This is a genomic window from Serratia sp. Z4 (assembly GCF_009900725.1).
Taxonomy (GTDB): Bacteria; Pseudomonadota; Gammaproteobacteria; order Enterobacterales; family Enterobacteriaceae; genus Serratia; species Serratia nematodiphila.
Genome location: NZ_JAAABD010000007.1, coordinates 147203 through 162555 on the forward strand (window position 1 = coordinate 147203; position 15353 = coordinate 162555).

Here is a 15353-nt window from a genome sequence, read left to right on the forward strand (position 1 = left end):
TGATGCAATCGTTGAGAATCAGCTTTTCTAAAAACGGTTATAACTCAATGGGGTGATGCATAGGGAGATTGGAGCGGGTGAAGGGAATCGAACATAGGTACTTTCCGAACTGTCGGTAAGTGTCTAATCCCATTGCTGATGTGGTGAATACTACATCAGAGAATGGGATAACGCTATGGGTAACAGTACCAGAAATCAGTACTTGTACAGACACGAATCCGGTATTTGGATGTTTCAAATAGCAGTGCCTCAGCATATGCGGCATTTAACAAATGGCCGGAGGCTGTTCAGGAAAAGCACTGGTCAGCGTGACGTCCAGAAAGCCCGAACAGTGCGCGACCGATTAGTTGTTGAATGGAACCACGTAAAAGAAAAACACGCTGTTGATACCGAAACTATAACGTTAAATCGCGCCATCAATGCGGTACAGCGACTAGGACAAGTATCAGCAGTGACTTCCGGTAACCGGGTAATGCTTCAAGCCGTTACTTCCGAATACCTAACTGAATACAAGAAAACACGCAGCCCCAGCACCATCAGTAAACACACCCTAGCGGTACGGCTCCTGCTCGAACATTTAACCGTTGCTGATACCGAGATAACCGGCATCACCCGCACATCGGTGACGCAGTTCATCCGTGCGCTAAAACCCAAGAAATCCGCCCAGACAATCCAGAACTACCTGTCCGGCCTGAACTCGGTGTACGAGTACGCCCGCCGCTGTTATGACGGAATCCCCGCCGCGTCACCATTCATAGGGCACCGACTTGAGGCGAAGAGGACTGTTAGCAGTTACCAGCCGTTCACGCAGGCAGAGATTACAACCCTTCTCGTTAATGCCGAGGAAGAACTTCACGACGTTATTTTTATTGGCCTGTACTCAGGAATGCGTCTGAATGAAATTGCCTCTCTCGGTGTTGATGACGTGCCGGAAATCGACGGTGTGCAGTGCTTCCGTATTCAGGCAGCCAAAACAAAAGCAGGCGTTCGATTGGCGCCTATTCACTCTGCTTTGGTAGACATCATCCAGAAGTACAAACGTTTGAATGCTCAGGGGCAGCACGGGCGGTACTTGCTGCCTAAAGCAAACGCCATCAAGAGAGCAGATGCCAAGCGCGGACCGTGGTTCAGTCAGCAATTTACCCGCCTACGGAATAAGGTACTGCCGAACGCTACAGACCGGCAATGCTTCCACAGCCTGCGGGGAATGTTCATCACTGAACTAGACCGGGCAGGTGTGCCGGAAGACAGGATAGCGCTGCTTGTCGGTCACGAGAGAGGCAAGACGGAATCTTTCAGGACATACAGCGGCGGGGCTGAGTTGGCCGAGTTAAGAGAAATTGTGCAGCTAATCAATTACAAGGGGCGGTGAAATGAAAGACGACTTCACTTTTATTGATAGAACTCCGCTGACACCCGACGAACTCGCGTTTCAATGCTTAGCACTTGCCCATGCTGCGTTAGGCACGAACGAGCCAGCAGTCAGAGAAACATTGCTGTTCATCATTTCCGAAAAGGCGGAGCGGCTTTACTCGGTGCTTTCCTGACGGGCTGTGAACAGATCGTTTTGGCCGATCGATACAGCGATATTGATCTACCAAAGCAATTATCAATCAACCCCGATAGCTGCCAGAATGGCAAGATATGACCAATCGTCTATCTTGCCTAACTTGAGGCTGTATGAAGAAATTAGTACTAGCGCTGAGCCTCTCATTCAGCGTAATGACAGCATCAGCCAGCGACTTGGGTTCTGTAACAATTCGCTTTATAGATACGTTCACAGTATATCCTGTGAAAAATCCAACGCCAGAAACCACTAACGCATGCATCATAGAAACAACGGATGGAATTTCAGCTCATCCTGGCCCGTGCTCAAAACACATAAAGTTATTTCTACGCCTGTGGGAAACAGGAAACCCCGGTATTCCGTATACAGTTGAAGAGAACGGCAATCGCCACGGCGGATAATGATTAGACTGGGGAATGCACAGCTAACACTTTGAATGCACAGAAGAGCTATACTTAAAGTCGGCTATTCATCTTTCAGAGTATACAGATCGATAAACATGATTGGATGCTCAGCAGCTTGATTTTCCTCCGTATCAAGAAGTACCATTCCTTGATTCTGATAGAAATCAATAGCTGTTCTCTTAGCGTCAGTAATCAAAAAACGGCACCCTATGCGAGGCCTAATATCATCACAAGCCAGTAGCAAGGCATGTTGGAAAAGCCTACTTCCAAGACCACTACGCCGTTGAGTGGCATCAATTGCCAAACGAGCTATTTTTACTGCGGGTAAATATTCGTAACGTCCAGCTCTTTCACACCCGTCGAGGGGGTAATCAGTTAAAGCCACCTGACTACAGGTTAGGGTTATGTAGCCCAATACCTTGTAAGGATGAATGTTAACATTAGATGCTTTATCCATCCGCTCATTGTCATCTACAGCTACATACGTTTGAGCTATGCAACCATTCTGGAACGACAAAGCATCATTTTGGAGAAAAGTTTTTAATGGTTGGAACTCGGCACTACCGCTACTAAAGCGCCTGTGATTGTGGAATTCAGTTAGAGGAATTATTTGAATGTTAGGTTGTAAACCTGCGTCCATCTATGTCTACAACCTACTTGAGAAGCAAATATTAGATAGTAACGATCGCTTTTTTACGCATCGCGCGAGCAGCCTCAAGAGAGCGCTTAGCGTTCTCATTAGGTTTGCTATCATGCATTTGCTTATGCATTTGCTCGGCATCTTTACCGCTCAGGACGGTTCGGCCGAACATACTACTTGAAATAGCCATCAATGCCTCCTGTGTTTTAGCGATTAGGCGATGTTCAATACAACTTTGGTTATATTACCCCCAAGCAATAGCATCGTCAACAAGTTCGCCCTCAACAAGCGATAGTACTATCGGGGCATTGAACGGCTAACGATAGCAAAAGAAATCGTTATGAAGACCCTCTCGTATCGCTGTAACTCTTGGAACTAGAACGCTTAAATCTTTGGCATTTATACGCCACCTAACACCATTCCCCTGTACCTGCGCCCTGTAACCGCACCCTGCTCTGCTGATACCCTTCGGTAGTGTGGAGAGCTTAGTCCTTGAACGCGAGTTCTGATTGTTCTGGGAGCGTGTGGCCAACCGCAAGTTCTCTGGATTGTTATTCCCTCGATTGCCGTCAATGTGGTCAATGCATAGCTCCGCAGGGATTTCTCCATTCAGCAACCACCACAGCACGCGATGCGCAGCTAGTTTCTTACCTTTAACCTGCACAGACCAGTAACCGTCTTTGCCAAGTGTACCGGCGGTACCTCTAGCCTTAACCCGATTCGCTAAAGGTCGTTTCCATGCAAGGCCGCTGGGAGAGTCAGAATCAGGCGCCAGCGCGCACCGAAGCACCCGCTCAATTTCTTGTGGGAAAGTACTCATGTCGCCCTCAGATTTCACGTAGCAGCGCCGCGCTGCGTTCACCAGGACTCATCGCATCGATAGCAGCCAGTTTTAGGGCGGGGATGCGTACCGTCTTGGTTCGGGATTTCAAATGCAGCGCCGGTGTCACAGGGCGCTGTCCCTGCCCAGCCTGTACGATAGCGGTGAGCAGTTGAATCTCTCTTTTCAATTCAAGTTGTTCCCGCACCAATTCAGCGGGCACGTACTGGAGTTCTCGCTCAGCGGTGTACCCAAATCCCAAATCGGTAACGTCACGCCAACCAGTATGAATATGAACCTCATAGTTCATTGGCTGTAGATGCTGTTGCCGGAACAGCTCTCGTCCCTCACCGGGAAAGAACACCGTACATGGCGTGCCGGCAACTGGGCCTGTATCACCACCTACCCGATGCCGCAAACCAGAGGGAGAATCATCGGCCAGTACAAACTGCTCGTCGATTGGCTTAATCCCCGGGATTTCTTTGTAGAACATACCGTCTCCCTTTAAAGAGTTTGGCCAGCAGCAGAGTGAAGCGCCTGTAAAGACGCCTTGATGGTGTTGGCAGACCACAGAGCGCCATCTAATCCGACAACGTAATAACCCGGTTGAGATTTCTTCTCGCAGCCTGCGGGGTCGCCCGCATTACGTCTGCGGGTGCCCTTACCCCTGTTCCACTCCCTCCAGACTAACCCAGATGGAGAAGCGGCACTTAACGCCAGCTCAGCATTGAAGCGTGCGGCTTGTCGGATTGTTACTACACGGCGGGGCAGTTTACGGCGAGGTTTAGGCGAAGCACTGGCAGTGATTCCGGCACTACATTGAGTCATTCTTCCTCCACATCCAGCACAGGGCTGGGTCAATTAAATGGTCAGTCTAAGGTAGGGGGAGCCGCAGCTCGGCGTGTACGTGCCCCCAGATAGCGTTAAAGGCAGGGTCTTGTTTACATAGGTTTCGAACGGTGAAGGCGTCAGGTTCATGCACAGAAATAACCACAGCCACACCAGCTAGGTTCTCCCCGAGGAAGTCACCGTCACGAAATACCCAGTCCCCACAACGGATTTCCCCGAGCTTGCGGATTCTGTCTCTTAGGTCACGTTGATACATCAGCGCCTGCCTACGGGCTTGATACTCTGCTGAACGCTCCTCAGACAGTGGCGTGTACACCGAGCCGATGCCATTGATAAGCGTGAAACACAATGGGATGCGCTGCCCGGCACAGAAAGCACAGGCTAGATTCCGCGTGTAACGCTCGCTATGGCCACAGGTAGGACACATCCACCCATGCTGGTAAAAGCGTTTACGACCATCCATCACGGCTGCATATCGCTCAGGATTATTCTTCTTGATGCTTCTCAGGCGGGGCTGGTACTCGGCGTACCCCAGCCGCATTAACTGGAGTTCGCGATTGCTAGGGTGCTTGCCGTTCGGTAAAGGGTTAAGATTGGAGTTCATCAGCGAACACCTCCCCCAGAATTGGCTTGCCGCGCGCCTGAATGTTACGCACCCGGTTAATCTGCTCACGCTGCTCCAGAGCGATTGTACGGGCCGCTGTGGATGCCTGAATCGGATACCAGCCCGAGTCCGTCCACACGCTCAGAATCCACTTACCGCCCGGCTGCACAGCCATATTAAAGCTAGTCCCATCATACGAAGTCTGGTCTGCCCGGACTGGTAAGTTAAAGGTACAACCAGCCTGGACTTGAGTTTGCTCAGCCCATGCATCAGCGGCGGTGCGATAGTCAGCCCCCACGGCAGGGAGTACACATGTTAAGTCAGTACCGGCCATCTGAGCCGCCATGTTCGGCTTCCCATCAGCTAGCATATCCAGCAGCGACTGCACCTCGGCTTCACTGAAACTCTTACGCAGGGCGTGCAGGTGCATGAATCCATCAGCCACAGACTTATAATCAGCAGCCAGCTTCTCTGAGGCAGCGGCACGGGCTGCACGCTCAGCCTCAAGAATGCGGTCACGCTTCTCACGGCACATCTTGTTCACCAGCTCAGCACCGATAATCCCAAGTAGAGAATCGATATCCGCCAACGATTGAACATGCCAACCTCGGGTAATATCTCGGACGTCTAGCGCAACTCGTGAATGGGCGCTTGTTCGGTACTGGAAGGATAATTCATCGTCAGGGTACTGTACCGCCTGTAACGGCTCAGGAAGATCCTGGATCGTCTCCGCAGCCTGCACGGTACCAGCGTACCCAAGAACAGCTGTAACCGCACCACGATCCATTGAGAGCGCCTCATGGGCATCGGTGGGCATGCCCCGCTTCGGTGGTGCCTCACTCTGAGCCTTTGCTGCTTCCGCCGGGGACAAAACACCGGGGACATTCAGAACGGTGACGCGCTGGGTTTTGTTTGATGTTTTCATGGAATCTCCTAATTAATTATTTCATATAGATTTATGGGGTTATGTCGCTGGTGCAGGCCTTACTCAACGTCACGCAGGGCTTCCAATGCTTCGCCCCACTTCGCGCCCCACTCGGTGCTACCTGTGCGCCCATCGGCTGAGCCAGTCTTGGCGTACAGGGCTATCATGCGGGCATCCGCCGCGGTTAATTCACGGTCACCTATCAACTCATCAACGGCCTGTTGGTACACACCGTGCTGGTTCGCGTTCGCGCCACGCATCCGCCGGCCAAGGTCATGCAACATCTGACGCTCCTGATGATTAAAGCTGCTGCTACCGCCGCTAGATCGAGATACCCCCGAACCACTGGAGCGGGAAACCGATTGTGGCTCCTTTTGGTAGTGCTGGTTGAAGCTGGTTGATACGTTGCTTCTCGGTTTAAACATTGAATTGAAATTGCTGGACATACACCCTCATAGAGTTGTTGTTGAGTTTTTATCTGCTCGCCAAAGCAAAGCGTGAAGAGGGAACCCAGCGGAAAGCTCGCCGGGTGAACCGTGCTCAAGTTAGGAGATAACAAAGAATGGATAGATAAAGGAACGCCACGCCGGTAAGGACAAACCCGGTAACCAGCCGGAACCCGGCGCAGCGTTGTTATTCGGTAAAGCTCTGTACTTGTGTTTCGGCAGGCAACTACAGGGCAGAGGTTATATATATATTTATATATAAGACTTTTGGCTGTTTTTTGGGGTGCCAAAGGGTGCCAAACCTGACACCCTCACTGGCTTACAGGCCGTGGGCTTTCACCCAGTTTCGGACTGTGCTCTGTGAAATGCCCGTTGCCGACTGAATAGCTTTGTAGCCAAGTCCTTGCTTGCGTAGCTCGATGACTCGCTGTTCTGGCGTCTGCCCTGCATCCTCGATTGCGTGGCGCTTCTCGGTGCTATCCTTGAACGCTTCCAGCTCTTTCAGACGCGCTTCCATGTCCTGCATACGCTGTTCATGGTCATTCAGCTTACGAACAACCATAGCGGCATTCTGGAGGCTCTGTAGACCGGAGCTGATAGTGTCGGCATCCATACGAATAGGATTCCCTTGCTTTTGAGCGGTAACAACTGCGGGGTGGTCTGAATTGGCGCGTAACCCTTTCTTTAAACGTCTGCGTTGCTGTGGTCGGCTCATCACTGGCTTAACATCCTTTCCGGGTAATAGGCTACGAACAATATCGATGCTGGGGCGAGGTGTGCCCGTGTGGTAGGCATCCAGCGACTCTTTGACGGCAGAGGTAACTTGTGACTGTTTCAGGCCAACGCGGTTCGGGTTCTGCATTGCTAACTTACGGATAGTAGCCTCTGCGCGTAGCTTGTCCGCCACAGCCGCTTTCATATCAGAACTCGAATGTGTTGTACGGTAGCGCTCGTACAATTGTTTAATTGCCGGTGCTTGCAGGTCGTTAGCCGACGGCACCCAGCCACTTTGAAACATACGCCAGTTCATAGCGTCCATTTTATTCAGGCCTGGTGGTGTGCTGTCGCCGCCGAACTGGTCAGGTAAATCCATTTCTTCGAACATTCTTTCTCCGTTGTGTTTAACCAAATCCCAGACGTGACTTATCGCACCACTAAACGAAGTGGTATGGGGTTGGCTTGGTCAGGTTTTTATTTACTGTGATAGGAGAAAGCGCATTCATATTCAGCCTCAAGGGAAAGCATAATATGAATATTCTCTCGATGATTTGGGGCAGTCACTTCCCACCTCCCCTTAGAGTGGTGGTCTTAATTGCTACTACTGACGAAACCCACTCTCATAGCGGTGTGAGTTATTACTTCTCATCTCCCCTTAGAGTGATACACTAAAGAAATTTCAATATGAAGGAATAAGTTATCTGTACTAACTAAATTCCTTTTTGATACGGTAAAAGGTCGCCCGACCACAACCAACCAGCTTGATAATATCATCATTACTGTGGGTGCCTAGCCGGATATATCTGTGTATTTTCTCCCGCAGTTCATCATCCTTCTGGCGCCCCTTGAAAGCTCCACGCTCCTTGGCTGCTGCAATGCCTTCACTCTGCCGCTGTCGAATAAAACTACGCTCCAGTTCGCCCACAGCACCCAGCATAGTAATCATAAACTTACTGGTCGGACTATTATCAAATGTCATACTGTTATCGATGAATGACACACTGACGCCTTTCGCGGTGAACTCTTCCAGCAGATCCAGTAAATCCTTTGTATTACGTGCCAATCGATCTACGGACTTCACCCGTACAGTGTCCCCGGCACGAACCATTCCACGAAGTTTAGTCAGCTCTGGCCGGTCGGTGTTCTTTCCGCTTACCTTGTCCAGTAGAACCTCATCACAGTCAACCAGCACTAGTGTTTGGCGGTCGGGATTCTGGTCTTTTGTTGATACACGTGCATACCCAAAGATTTTAGAGCTCATACATACACCTCCATAGTCTTTTATTAGTAACCCAAATGATACAGTATCTTTTGAGTTATGCAATAGTGTATTTGAGACTAAACAGATACGCTGTCACACAGTATCAGCAGGCAATACTCAAATGATACCTACTTATTCTATCCTGCGATTTGTAAGGTACGCAGTGGCGTTAAAAATGCTCGTCAATGTAATGGGATACTTCTGGATAAGAGGCCGCAGGGATCGGTACAGGACGATATAGGTATGGTTAGCCTACCCCTCCCCGCATTCGGCACACGTATAACAGAGGGGTATGGGGGGACTGATGACCGTGGGTCGGTGGAGGGAGGGCCTTGCATGAGTATAATAAAATTCACTTGTTAATATACTAGGCACCGCTACTCTTGCGTTTATCTATGATCATATTGAACATTCCAGCAATTTCTTTTAACTCGTTAACTTCCACTTTATTGATTCTAGCGCTACTACCACTAACCAATTGAGAGTTTAATCTTTTAGCCCTAATATCGTGTAAATCCTTCCCTAAAGATAAAACATATGTCACCAGAAAACCGTCCAGCATGAAATAATAAATCATGCTACACTTATCCGTACCGTGTTCCATTCTAAAGTTTGAAATTATGCTCCTAATTACTTCATCGGGAATATTCCCTGTACTGTCTACGATACGAACGACCGATAACCTAAAAAAGTGATCGAGTCTAAGATTGGTATGCATACTTATTTTTAAACTATTGGAAAAAATACATTGTCGCAATAATTCCTGCAAGCGCTCCTCTAATAAAACCGCCTGAAAGGTAGGATGTGTTGATAAAGAAGCTCGCCACAGAATACTTATGAAAAAAAGATACGTTCTTTTGTAGTCAAACCCATTAATTACGATGTGGTTATCATTTTTGATTACGTTTTCGGATCGTCTAAAAATAACCGTCCCATAAACTTCATAATTAGAACTTAAGAACTGCTCGCAATCACCACACAGTAATCTTTCTTTTGGATCGGAGTTTGTTAGTTTAGGCTCTTCCTCGGTACTTGATACTAATAGCAATTGACCCGATTCTTTTTTCAATCTTTTATAGTAACTACGCGGAATAATATGAGACATTTTGAGAACGGCTTCTTTACCACATAATTTACATATTTCCATTTTTTTTATTAATCCCATCAAGAACGTGCATATTACTTTTAGGTATAGAAGCCATAAAGCCCCGGTTAGTGATACCTAAGCAGCGGAGCGTCAGCGACATCATCAGATTATCATAGCGCATCATCGTTATCAGGTCGCCCGTGCATCCAAACGGAACCGTGGGCCAGCCGGAGATAGAGCCGGATCTTTCGCTACCGGTGCGTATCACTTGAGCCTGTTTATCCCTGTAAAGGGGCATCGGGGCTGAATGCTGCGATGTACTATGTTTTGGGAGAGTTTAGAGCCGGTGGCACGGCATGCTGTTCTTGTTGAGCTATCGCGGTAAGACAGTAGAACGACCGCTAGCGGTTTGATATGCTCCCAGAGCCACACACCAAGCCGCAACAGCGATGGGCAATTCCTTGGGATACCTTTGTAGGTACCTGAACATTCAACCACTTCTTAACTTGCTGATTTTTACCGAGAAGGTACTAACAGAAAGGATTGGAGCGGGTGAAGGGAATCGAACCCTCGTATGCAGCTTGGGAAGCTGCCGTTCTACCATTGAACTACACCCGCATCGGTGTGCGACAGGCATTATAACCGGTTATCGGCGACGGGCAAGCGGAGATGGCGCGTAACTGTCGATGTTTTAAGCGGTTAAGTCCCGTAGACGAAAAAAAACCGGCGCAGTTGCCTGCACCGGTTGTTGCACGCTAAACGGGATTATTTCTGTGGGCGCATCGCCGGGAACAGAATCACGTCGCGGATGGTGTGGCTGTTGGTGAACAGCATCACCATGCGGTCGATGCCGATGCCCAGACCGGCGGTCGGCGGCAGGCCGTGCTCCAGCGCGGTGACGTAGTCTTCGTCGTAGAACATCGCTTCGTCGTCGCCGGCGTCTTTGGCGTTCACCTGATCGGCGAAGCGCTGCGCCTGGTCTTCAGCGTCGTTCAGCTCGGAGAAGCCGTTGCCGATTTCACGGCCGCCGATGAAGAACTCGAAGCGGTCGGTGATTTCCGGGTTCACGTCGTTGCGGCGCGCCAGCGGCGACACTTCAGCCGGGTACTCGGTGATGAAGGTCGGCTGAATCAGATGGCTTTCCGCCACTTCTTCGAAGATCTCGGTCACGACGCGGCCCAGGCCCCAGCTCTTCTCAACCTTGATGCCGATGGATTCAGCGATGGCCACCGCTTTGCCCATGTCGGCCAGGTCAGCCAGATCGGTTTCCGGACGGTATTTCTTGATCGCCTCGGTCATGGTCAACTTCTCGAATGGCTTGCCGAAGTCGAACACTTCGTCGCCGTACTGCACCTGAGAGGTGCCCAGCACTTTCTCGGTCAGGGTGCGGAACAGGGTCTCGGTCAGCTCGATCAGATCTTTGTAATCCGCGTAAGCCATGTAGAGTTCCATCATGGTGAACTCTGGGTTATGACGCGGAGAAACGCCTTCGTTGCGGAAGTTGCGGTTGATTTCGAACACGCGCTCGAAGCCGCCGACCACCAGACGCTTCAGATACAGTTCCGGCGCGATGCGCAGGTACATGTCGATATCCAGCGCATTGTGGTGCGTGATGAACGGACGCGCGGACGCGCCGCCCGGGATCACCTGCATCATCGGGGTTTCGACTTCCATGAAGCCGCGTTCCACCATGAAGTTACGGATAGCGGACATCACCTGCGAACGCACCTTGAAGGTGTTGCGCGATTCTTCGTTGGCGATCAGATCCAGGTAACGCTGGCGGTAACGGGTTTCCTGATCCGCCAGGCCGTGGAATTTGTCCGGCAGCGGACGCAGCGCTTTGGTCAGCAGACGCAGTTCGGTGCAGTGGATCGACAGTTCGCCGGTCTTGGTTTTGAACAGCTTGCCGCGCGCGCCGAGGATATCGCCCAGGTCCCACTTCTTGAACTGCTCGTTGTACACGCCTTCAGCCAGATCGTCGCGCGCGACGTACAGCTGAATGCGGCCGCCCACGTCCTGCAGCGTAACGAAGGATGCCTTGCCCATAATCCGGCGGGTCATCATGCGGCCGGCGACGGTCACTTCTACGCCCAGCGCTTCCAGCTCTTCGTTGTCTTTATCGCCGTACGCGGCGTGCAGTTTGTCGGAGGTGGAGTCGCGACGGAAGTCGTTCGGGAACGCAATGCCGTTCTCACGCAGGCCGGCCAGTTTCTCGCGGCGGGACTGCAGTTCGTTATTGAGATCCAGCGCCTGATCGGCGCCCTGTACTTGTTGTTCAGACATTTCTATTCCTCATAACCCGGCTTTCAAACTTGCCTCAATGAATTTATCCAGGTCGCCATCCAGTACGGCCTGCGTGTTACGCGTTTCGACGTTGGTGCGCAAATCCTTGATGCGGGAGTCATCCAGCACGTAAGAACGGATTTGGCTGCCCCAGCCGATGTCGGACTTGTTGTCTTCCATCGTCTGCTTATCAGCATTTTTCTTTTGCATCTCAAACTCGTACAGCTTGGCTCGCAGCTGTTTAAACGCTTGATCCTTGTTCTTATGCTGAGAACGATCGTTCTGGCACTGCACCACGATGTTGGTTGGCAGGTGAGTAATACGTACGGCGGATTCGGTTTTGTTGACGTGCTGACCGCCCGCACCGGAGGCGCGGTACACGTCGATACGCAGATCCGCCGGGTTGATTTCGATATCGATATCGTCGTCGACTTCCGGGTAGATGAACACCGAGCTGAACGAGGTGTGGCGACGGCCGCCGGAGTCGAACGGGCTCTTGCGCACCAGGCGATGCACGCCGGTTTCAGTGCGCAACCAGCCGAACGCGTAGTCGCCGATGATCTTGATGGTGGCCGATTTCAGGCCCGCGACGTCGCCGTCGGACTCTTCGATCACTTCGGTCTTGAAGCCCTTGGCTTCAGCCCAGCGCAGGTACATGCGCAGCAGCATGCTGGCCCAGTCCTGCGCTTCGGTGCCGCCGGAGCCGGCCTGGATATCCAGGTAGCAGTCGGCGCTGTCGTATTCGCCGGAGAACATGCGGCGGAATTCCAACTGATCCAGCTTGCTCATCAGTTGATCCAGCTCGGCGACCGCTTCGTTGAAGGTCTCTTCATCGTCGGCTTCCACCGCCAGTTCCAGCAGCCCGCCGACGTCTTCGCCGCCCTGCTCCAGCTGATCGATGGTTTCAACGATGGCTTCCAGCGCGGCGCGCTCTTTGCCGAGCGCCTGCGCGCGCTCCGGCTCGTTCCAGACGTCCGGCTGTTCCAGCTCGGCGTTGACTTCTTCTAGGCGTTCCTTCTTGGCATCATAGTCAAAGATACCCCCTAAGAACCGCAGTCCGCTCGGACAGGTCCTGAATTCGGTTTTTTACCGGGTTAATTTCAAACATGGTTTCGTTCTTTTACGTTGATGTCGTCGATGGCGGAATGCCATTGGAACCGCTAATTCTAACGGATCCGGGCGGCAGTTTATAGCGAGTTGGTCAGTTTTTGTGGCGTTCGGGAAGGATGCCGGGGATTGGAGAGCCCAATCCCCGAATTGTGTTCAATTTCACTTCAGCGCGGCCAAAGATGCTGGATCAGCAGTTGCACATTGCGGTTGCCGCGAAACTCGTTGACGTCGAGCTTGTAGGCCAGTTCCACTTCGCGCACGCTGCTGTCCGGCCACAGCGTGGTGTCCACGTTAAACGCGATGCCGTCGAGCAGCGGGCCGCCGCCGAGCGGTTCCACCATCAGCTTCAGGTGTTTCTCGCCCACCAGCCGCTGCTGCAGAATGCGGAACTTGCCGTCGAAGGTCGGTTCAGGGAACGCCTGGCCCCACGGGCCGCCCTCGCGCAGCAGCTCCGCCGTGGTCAGCGACAGCTCCTGCATCGCCAGTTCGCCGTCGGACCAGATAACCCCTTCCAGCATCGCCGGATCGAGCCATTCCCCCACCAGCTCGCCGAAACGCTGGCGGAACTCGTCGAATTTGGCCTCTTCCAGCGACAGCCCGGCCGCCATCGCGTGGCCGCCGAACTTCATCATCAGCCCGGGGTTCAGCATATCCAGCCGCTCCAGCGCGTCGCGCATGTGCAAGCCGGGCACCGAACGGCCGGAGCCCTTCAGGATGCCGTCGCCCGCCGGCGCGAACGCGATCACCGGGCGGTGGAAACGCTCTTTGATGCGCGAAGCGAGGATGCCCACCACGCCCTGATGCCATTCCGGGTGATACATCGCCAACCCATAAGGCAGCTCGGTGCTGGTGCGCTCCAACTGATCGCACAGCTGCAGAGCTTCCACCTGCATGCCCTGCTCTATCTCGCGGCGCGTCTGGTTCAGCGCATCGAGATCGTTGGCCAGCATGCGCGCCTGCGCAATGTCGTCGCTCAGCAGCAGCGCCACGCCGATAGACATGTCGTCCAGCCGGCCGGCGGCGTTGAGGCGCGGGCCGAGGGCGAAACCGAGATCGTTGGCCGCCAGCTGGCGGGCGTCGCGGTTGGCCACCTCAAGCAGCGCGCGGATGCCCGGTCGGCATTTGCCGGCGCGGATGCGGTTTAACCCCTGATACACCAGAATGCGGTTGTTGGCGTCCAGCGGCACCACGTCGGCCACGGTGCCGAGCGCCACCAGATCCAGCAGTTCCGCCAGATTCGGCATCGCCAGCGCGCGCTGCTCGAACCAGCCGCTGTCCCGCAGCCGGGCGCGCAGCGCCAGCATCAGGTAGAACGCCACGCCTACCCCCGCCAGCGATTTGGACGGGAAGGCGCAGCCGCGCAGGTTGGGATTGACGATCGCTTCAGCCGCCGGCAGGGTCTCGCCCGGCAGGTGGTGATCGGTCACCAGCACCTGCATGCCTTTGGCGTGCGCCACGTCGACGCCGGCGTGGGAGGAGATGCCGTTATCGACGGTGACAATGAGTTCTGCGCCGCGCGCCGCCGCCTGCTCCACCACTTCGGGGCTCAGGCCGTAACCGTCTTCGAAACGGTTAGGCACCAGATAATCGACGGCTGCACCGCCCATGCTGCGCAGCGCCAGCACCGTCAGCGCGGTGCTGGTGGCGCCATCGGCGTCGAAATCGCCCACCACCATGATGCGGCGGCCGTCGGCTAGCGCCTGTTGCAGCAGGCTGACGGCGTCGTCGATGCCGTCCAGCTGTTGCCAGGGCAGCATGCCCTTAACGCCGCGCTCCAACTCTTGCTCAGCCTGCACGCCGCGCAGGGCGTAAAGCCGGCGCAGCAGCGGCGGTAAACTGGCGGGCAGATGCGTGTCGTCCGCCGCCGGGCGGCGGCGTAGTTGCGTTTTGATACTCACCGGCGATTAACCACCGGCTTTGGTGGCGGCCTGATGCGCGTCCAGCATGGCGGCCATCTCTTTCGGCCCCTGATAGCCCGGGATCATCATGCCGTTTTCCAGGATGATGGCCGGCGTGCCCTGAATGCCGAACTGCACGCCCAGCTCGTAATGCTTGCTGATGTCGGTTTTACAGGTCGCCGGAGAAACGGCGTCGCCCTTCATGGCGGCGTCGAACGCCTTGGCCTTGTCGGCGGTGCACCAGATCGACTGCATGTCTTTTTCAGCCTGGGATGCCAGCCCCTGGCGCGGGAATGCCAGGTAACGCACGGTAATACCCAGATCGTTGTACTCTTTCATCTGCTGATGCAGCTTGTGACAGTAACCGCAGGTGATGTCGGTGAACACGGTGATCACGTGTTTCTCTTTCGGCGCCTTGTACACGATCATCTGATCTTTCAGCGCGTCCATCTTGCTGCTCAGCAGTTGGTTGGTCACGTTGACCGGCTCTTTGCCGCTGACGTCGAACAGCGGGCCCTGCAGGATGTGCTTGCCGTCTTCGGAGGCGTACAGCACGCCGCTGTCGGTCAGCACGGTTTTCAGGCCGTTGACCGGTGAAGGCTGCACGTCCGCCTGCTGGATGCCCAGGCTGGCGAGCGCTTTTTTGATCGCCGCGTCATCGGCATGGGCGGCGCCGGCCACCGAGGCCACCAGCAGTGAAAGCAGCATTAAACCTTTTTTCATTATTCCAATCCTTTCGAAC

Annotated in this window: 16 protein-coding genes and 1 tRNA gene; 3 read left to right on the forward strand and 14 right to left on the reverse strand. The window is 53.4% G+C overall.

What is annotated here, in order from left to right:
* The first annotated feature begins 175 nt into the window (after positions 1-175).
* The 3 genes from GT753_RS20900 to GT753_RS20905 all read left to right on the forward strand — a co-directional run bounded on the left by GT753_RS20900 (position 176) and on the right by GT753_RS20905 (position 1968).
* The gene (locus tag GT753_RS20900; RefSeq protein ID WP_160125908.1) at positions 176-1372 is read left to right on the forward strand and encodes a tyrosine-type recombinase/integrase; all 1197 of its coding nucleotides are present in this window, start codon (positions 176-178) and stop codon (positions 1370-1372) included.
* A gap of 1 nt (position 1373) precedes the next feature.
* Entirely contained in the window at positions 1374-1547 is a 174-nt protein-coding gene (locus GT753_RS25740; RefSeq protein WP_174242166.1) for a hypothetical protein, read from the forward strand.
* Positions 1548-1680: 133 nt separating this feature from the next.
* A complete protein-coding gene (locus GT753_RS20905; RefSeq protein WP_160125909.1) occupies positions 1681-1968 on the forward strand; it encodes a hypothetical protein in 288 nt (95 codons plus the stop codon).
* A 64-nt stretch (positions 1969-2032) separates the two neighbouring features.
* On the opposite strand, the gene GT753_RS20910 is transcribed toward GT753_RS20905, so the two are convergent.
* From GT753_RS20910 to dsbC, 14 genes are all read right to left on the reverse strand, one after another.
* Entirely contained in the window at positions 2033-2611 is a 579-nt protein-coding gene (locus tag GT753_RS20910) for a GNAT family N-acetyltransferase (RefSeq protein ID WP_160125910.1), read from the reverse strand.
* A 31-nt stretch (positions 2612-2642) separates the two neighbouring features.
* Positions 2643-2801 carry a hypothetical protein gene (locus GT753_RS25745; protein WP_174242167.1) on the reverse strand — a complete coding sequence of 53 codons (159 nt, stop codon included), beginning with the start codon at positions 2799-2801 and terminating at the stop codon, positions 2643-2645.
* A gap of 126 nt (positions 2802-2927) precedes the next feature.
* Positions 2928-3431 (reverse strand): HNH endonuclease, encoded by a 504-nt coding sequence (locus GT753_RS20915; protein ID WP_160125911.1) that lies wholly within the window; start codon positions 3429-3431, stop codon positions 2928-2930.
* 7 nt (positions 3432-3438) lie between these two features.
* Entirely contained in the window at positions 3439-3924 is a 486-nt protein-coding gene (locus tag GT753_RS20920; protein WP_160125912.1) for a hypothetical protein, read from the reverse strand.
* Positions 3925-4867: 943 nt separating this feature from the next.
* Positions 4868-5809 carry a hypothetical protein gene (locus GT753_RS20925; RefSeq protein ID WP_160125913.1) on the reverse strand — a complete coding sequence of 314 codons (942 nt, stop codon included), beginning with the start codon at positions 5807-5809 and terminating at the stop codon, positions 4868-4870.
* Between the two features lie 59 nt (positions 5810-5868).
* Positions 5869-6255, reverse strand: a complete 387-nt coding sequence (locus GT753_RS20930; protein ID WP_160125914.1) for a hypothetical protein — start codon at positions 6253-6255, stop codon at positions 5869-5871.
* 319 nt (positions 6256-6574) lie between these two features.
* The gene (locus tag GT753_RS20935; protein ID WP_160125915.1) at positions 6575-7360 is read right to left on the reverse strand and encodes a helix-turn-helix domain-containing protein; all 786 of its coding nucleotides are present in this window, start codon (positions 7358-7360) and stop codon (positions 6575-6577) included.
* A 318-nt stretch (positions 7361-7678) separates the two neighbouring features.
* Positions 7679-8233, reverse strand: a complete 555-nt coding sequence (locus GT753_RS20940; RefSeq protein ID WP_089184989.1) for a recombinase family protein — start codon at positions 8231-8233, stop codon at positions 7679-7681.
* A gap of 367 nt (positions 8234-8600) precedes the next feature.
* Complete coding sequence (locus GT753_RS20945) at positions 8601-9338, reverse strand: hypothetical protein (RefSeq protein WP_160125916.1); 738 nt, start codon at positions 9336-9338, stop codon at positions 8601-8603.
* 526 nt (positions 9339-9864) lie between these two features.
* Positions 9865-9938 (reverse strand) — tRNA-Gly (locus GT753_RS20950).
* Between the two features lie 147 nt (positions 9939-10085).
* Positions 10086-11603, reverse strand: a complete 1518-nt coding sequence (gene lysS, locus GT753_RS20955; RefSeq protein ID WP_004931697.1) for a lysine--tRNA ligase — start codon at positions 11601-11603, stop codon at positions 10086-10088.
* A 9-nt stretch (positions 11604-11612) separates the two neighbouring features.
* Positions 11613-12711, reverse strand: a protein-coding gene (gene prfB, locus GT753_RS20960) for a peptide chain release factor 2 (RefSeq protein ID WP_096242572.1) whose coding sequence is annotated in 2 segments (ribosomal slippage) — positions 11613-12635 and positions 12637-12711 — 1098 coding nt in all. Because the reading frame shifts where the segments join, the coding sequence is not laid out codon by codon here.
* Between the two features lie 166 nt (positions 12712-12877).
* Complete coding sequence (gene recJ, locus GT753_RS20965) at positions 12878-14611, reverse strand: single-stranded-DNA-specific exonuclease RecJ (protein ID WP_033639478.1); 1734 nt, start codon at positions 14609-14611, stop codon at positions 12878-12880.
* 6 nt (positions 14612-14617) lie between these two features.
* The gene (gene dsbC / locus GT753_RS20970; protein ID WP_004931688.1) at positions 14618-15334 is read right to left on the reverse strand and encodes a bifunctional protein-disulfide isomerase/oxidoreductase DsbC; all 717 of its coding nucleotides are present in this window, start codon (positions 15332-15334) and stop codon (positions 14618-14620) included.
* Between the last annotated feature and the right edge of the window lie 19 nt (positions 15335-15353).

Excerpts from the sequence above, each read along its gene's own strand:
- GT753_RS20925 (WP_160125913.1), bottom strand. The coding sequence starts at position 5,809 with ATGAAAACATCAAACAAAACCCAGCGCGTCACCGTTCTGAATGTCCCC.
- GT753_RS20915 (WP_160125911.1), bottom strand. The coding sequence starts at position 3,431 with ATGAGTACTTTCCCACAAGAAATTGAGCGGGTGCTTCGGTGCGCGCTG.
- GT753_RS20905 (WP_160125909.1), top strand. The coding sequence starts at position 1,681 with ATGAAGAAATTAGTACTAGCGCTGAGCCTCTCATTCAGCGTAATGACA.
- lysS (WP_004931697.1), bottom strand. The coding sequence starts at position 11,603 with ATGTCTGAACAACAAGTACAGGGCGCCGATCAGGCGCTGGATCTCAAT.
- GT753_RS20900 (WP_160125908.1), top strand. The coding sequence starts at position 176 with ATGGGTAACAGTACCAGAAATCAGTACTTGTACAGACACGAATCCGGT.
- GT753_RS20935 (WP_160125915.1), bottom strand. The coding sequence starts at position 7,360 with ATGTTCGAAGAAATGGATTTACCTGACCAGTTCGGCGGCGACAGCACA.
- GT753_RS20920 (WP_160125912.1), bottom strand. The coding sequence starts at position 3,924 with ATGTTCTACAAAGAAATCCCGGGGATTAAGCCAATCGACGAGCAGTTT.
- GT753_RS20945 (WP_160125916.1), bottom strand. The coding sequence starts at position 9,338 with ATGTCTCATATTATTCCGCGTAGTTACTATAAAAGATTGAAAAAAGAA.
- GT753_RS25740 (WP_174242166.1), top strand. The coding sequence starts at position 1,374 with ATGAAAGACGACTTCACTTTTATTGATAGAACTCCGCTGACACCCGAC.
- GT753_RS20940 (WP_089184989.1), bottom strand. The coding sequence starts at position 8,233 with ATGAGCTCTAAAATCTTTGGGTATGCACGTGTATCAACAAAAGACCAG.
- GT753_RS20910 (WP_160125910.1), bottom strand. The coding sequence starts at position 2,611 with ATGGACGCAGGTTTACAACCTAACATTCAAATAATTCCTCTAACTGAA.
- dsbC (WP_004931688.1), bottom strand. The coding sequence starts at position 15,334 with ATGAAAAAAGGTTTAATGCTGCTTTCACTGCTGGTGGCCTCGGTGGCC.
- GT753_RS20930 (WP_160125914.1), bottom strand. The coding sequence starts at position 6,255 with ATGTCCAGCAATTTCAATTCAATGTTTAAACCGAGAAGCAACGTATCA.
- GT753_RS25745 (WP_174242167.1), bottom strand. The coding sequence starts at position 2,801 with ATGGCTATTTCAAGTAGTATGTTCGGCCGAACCGTCCTGAGCGGTAAA.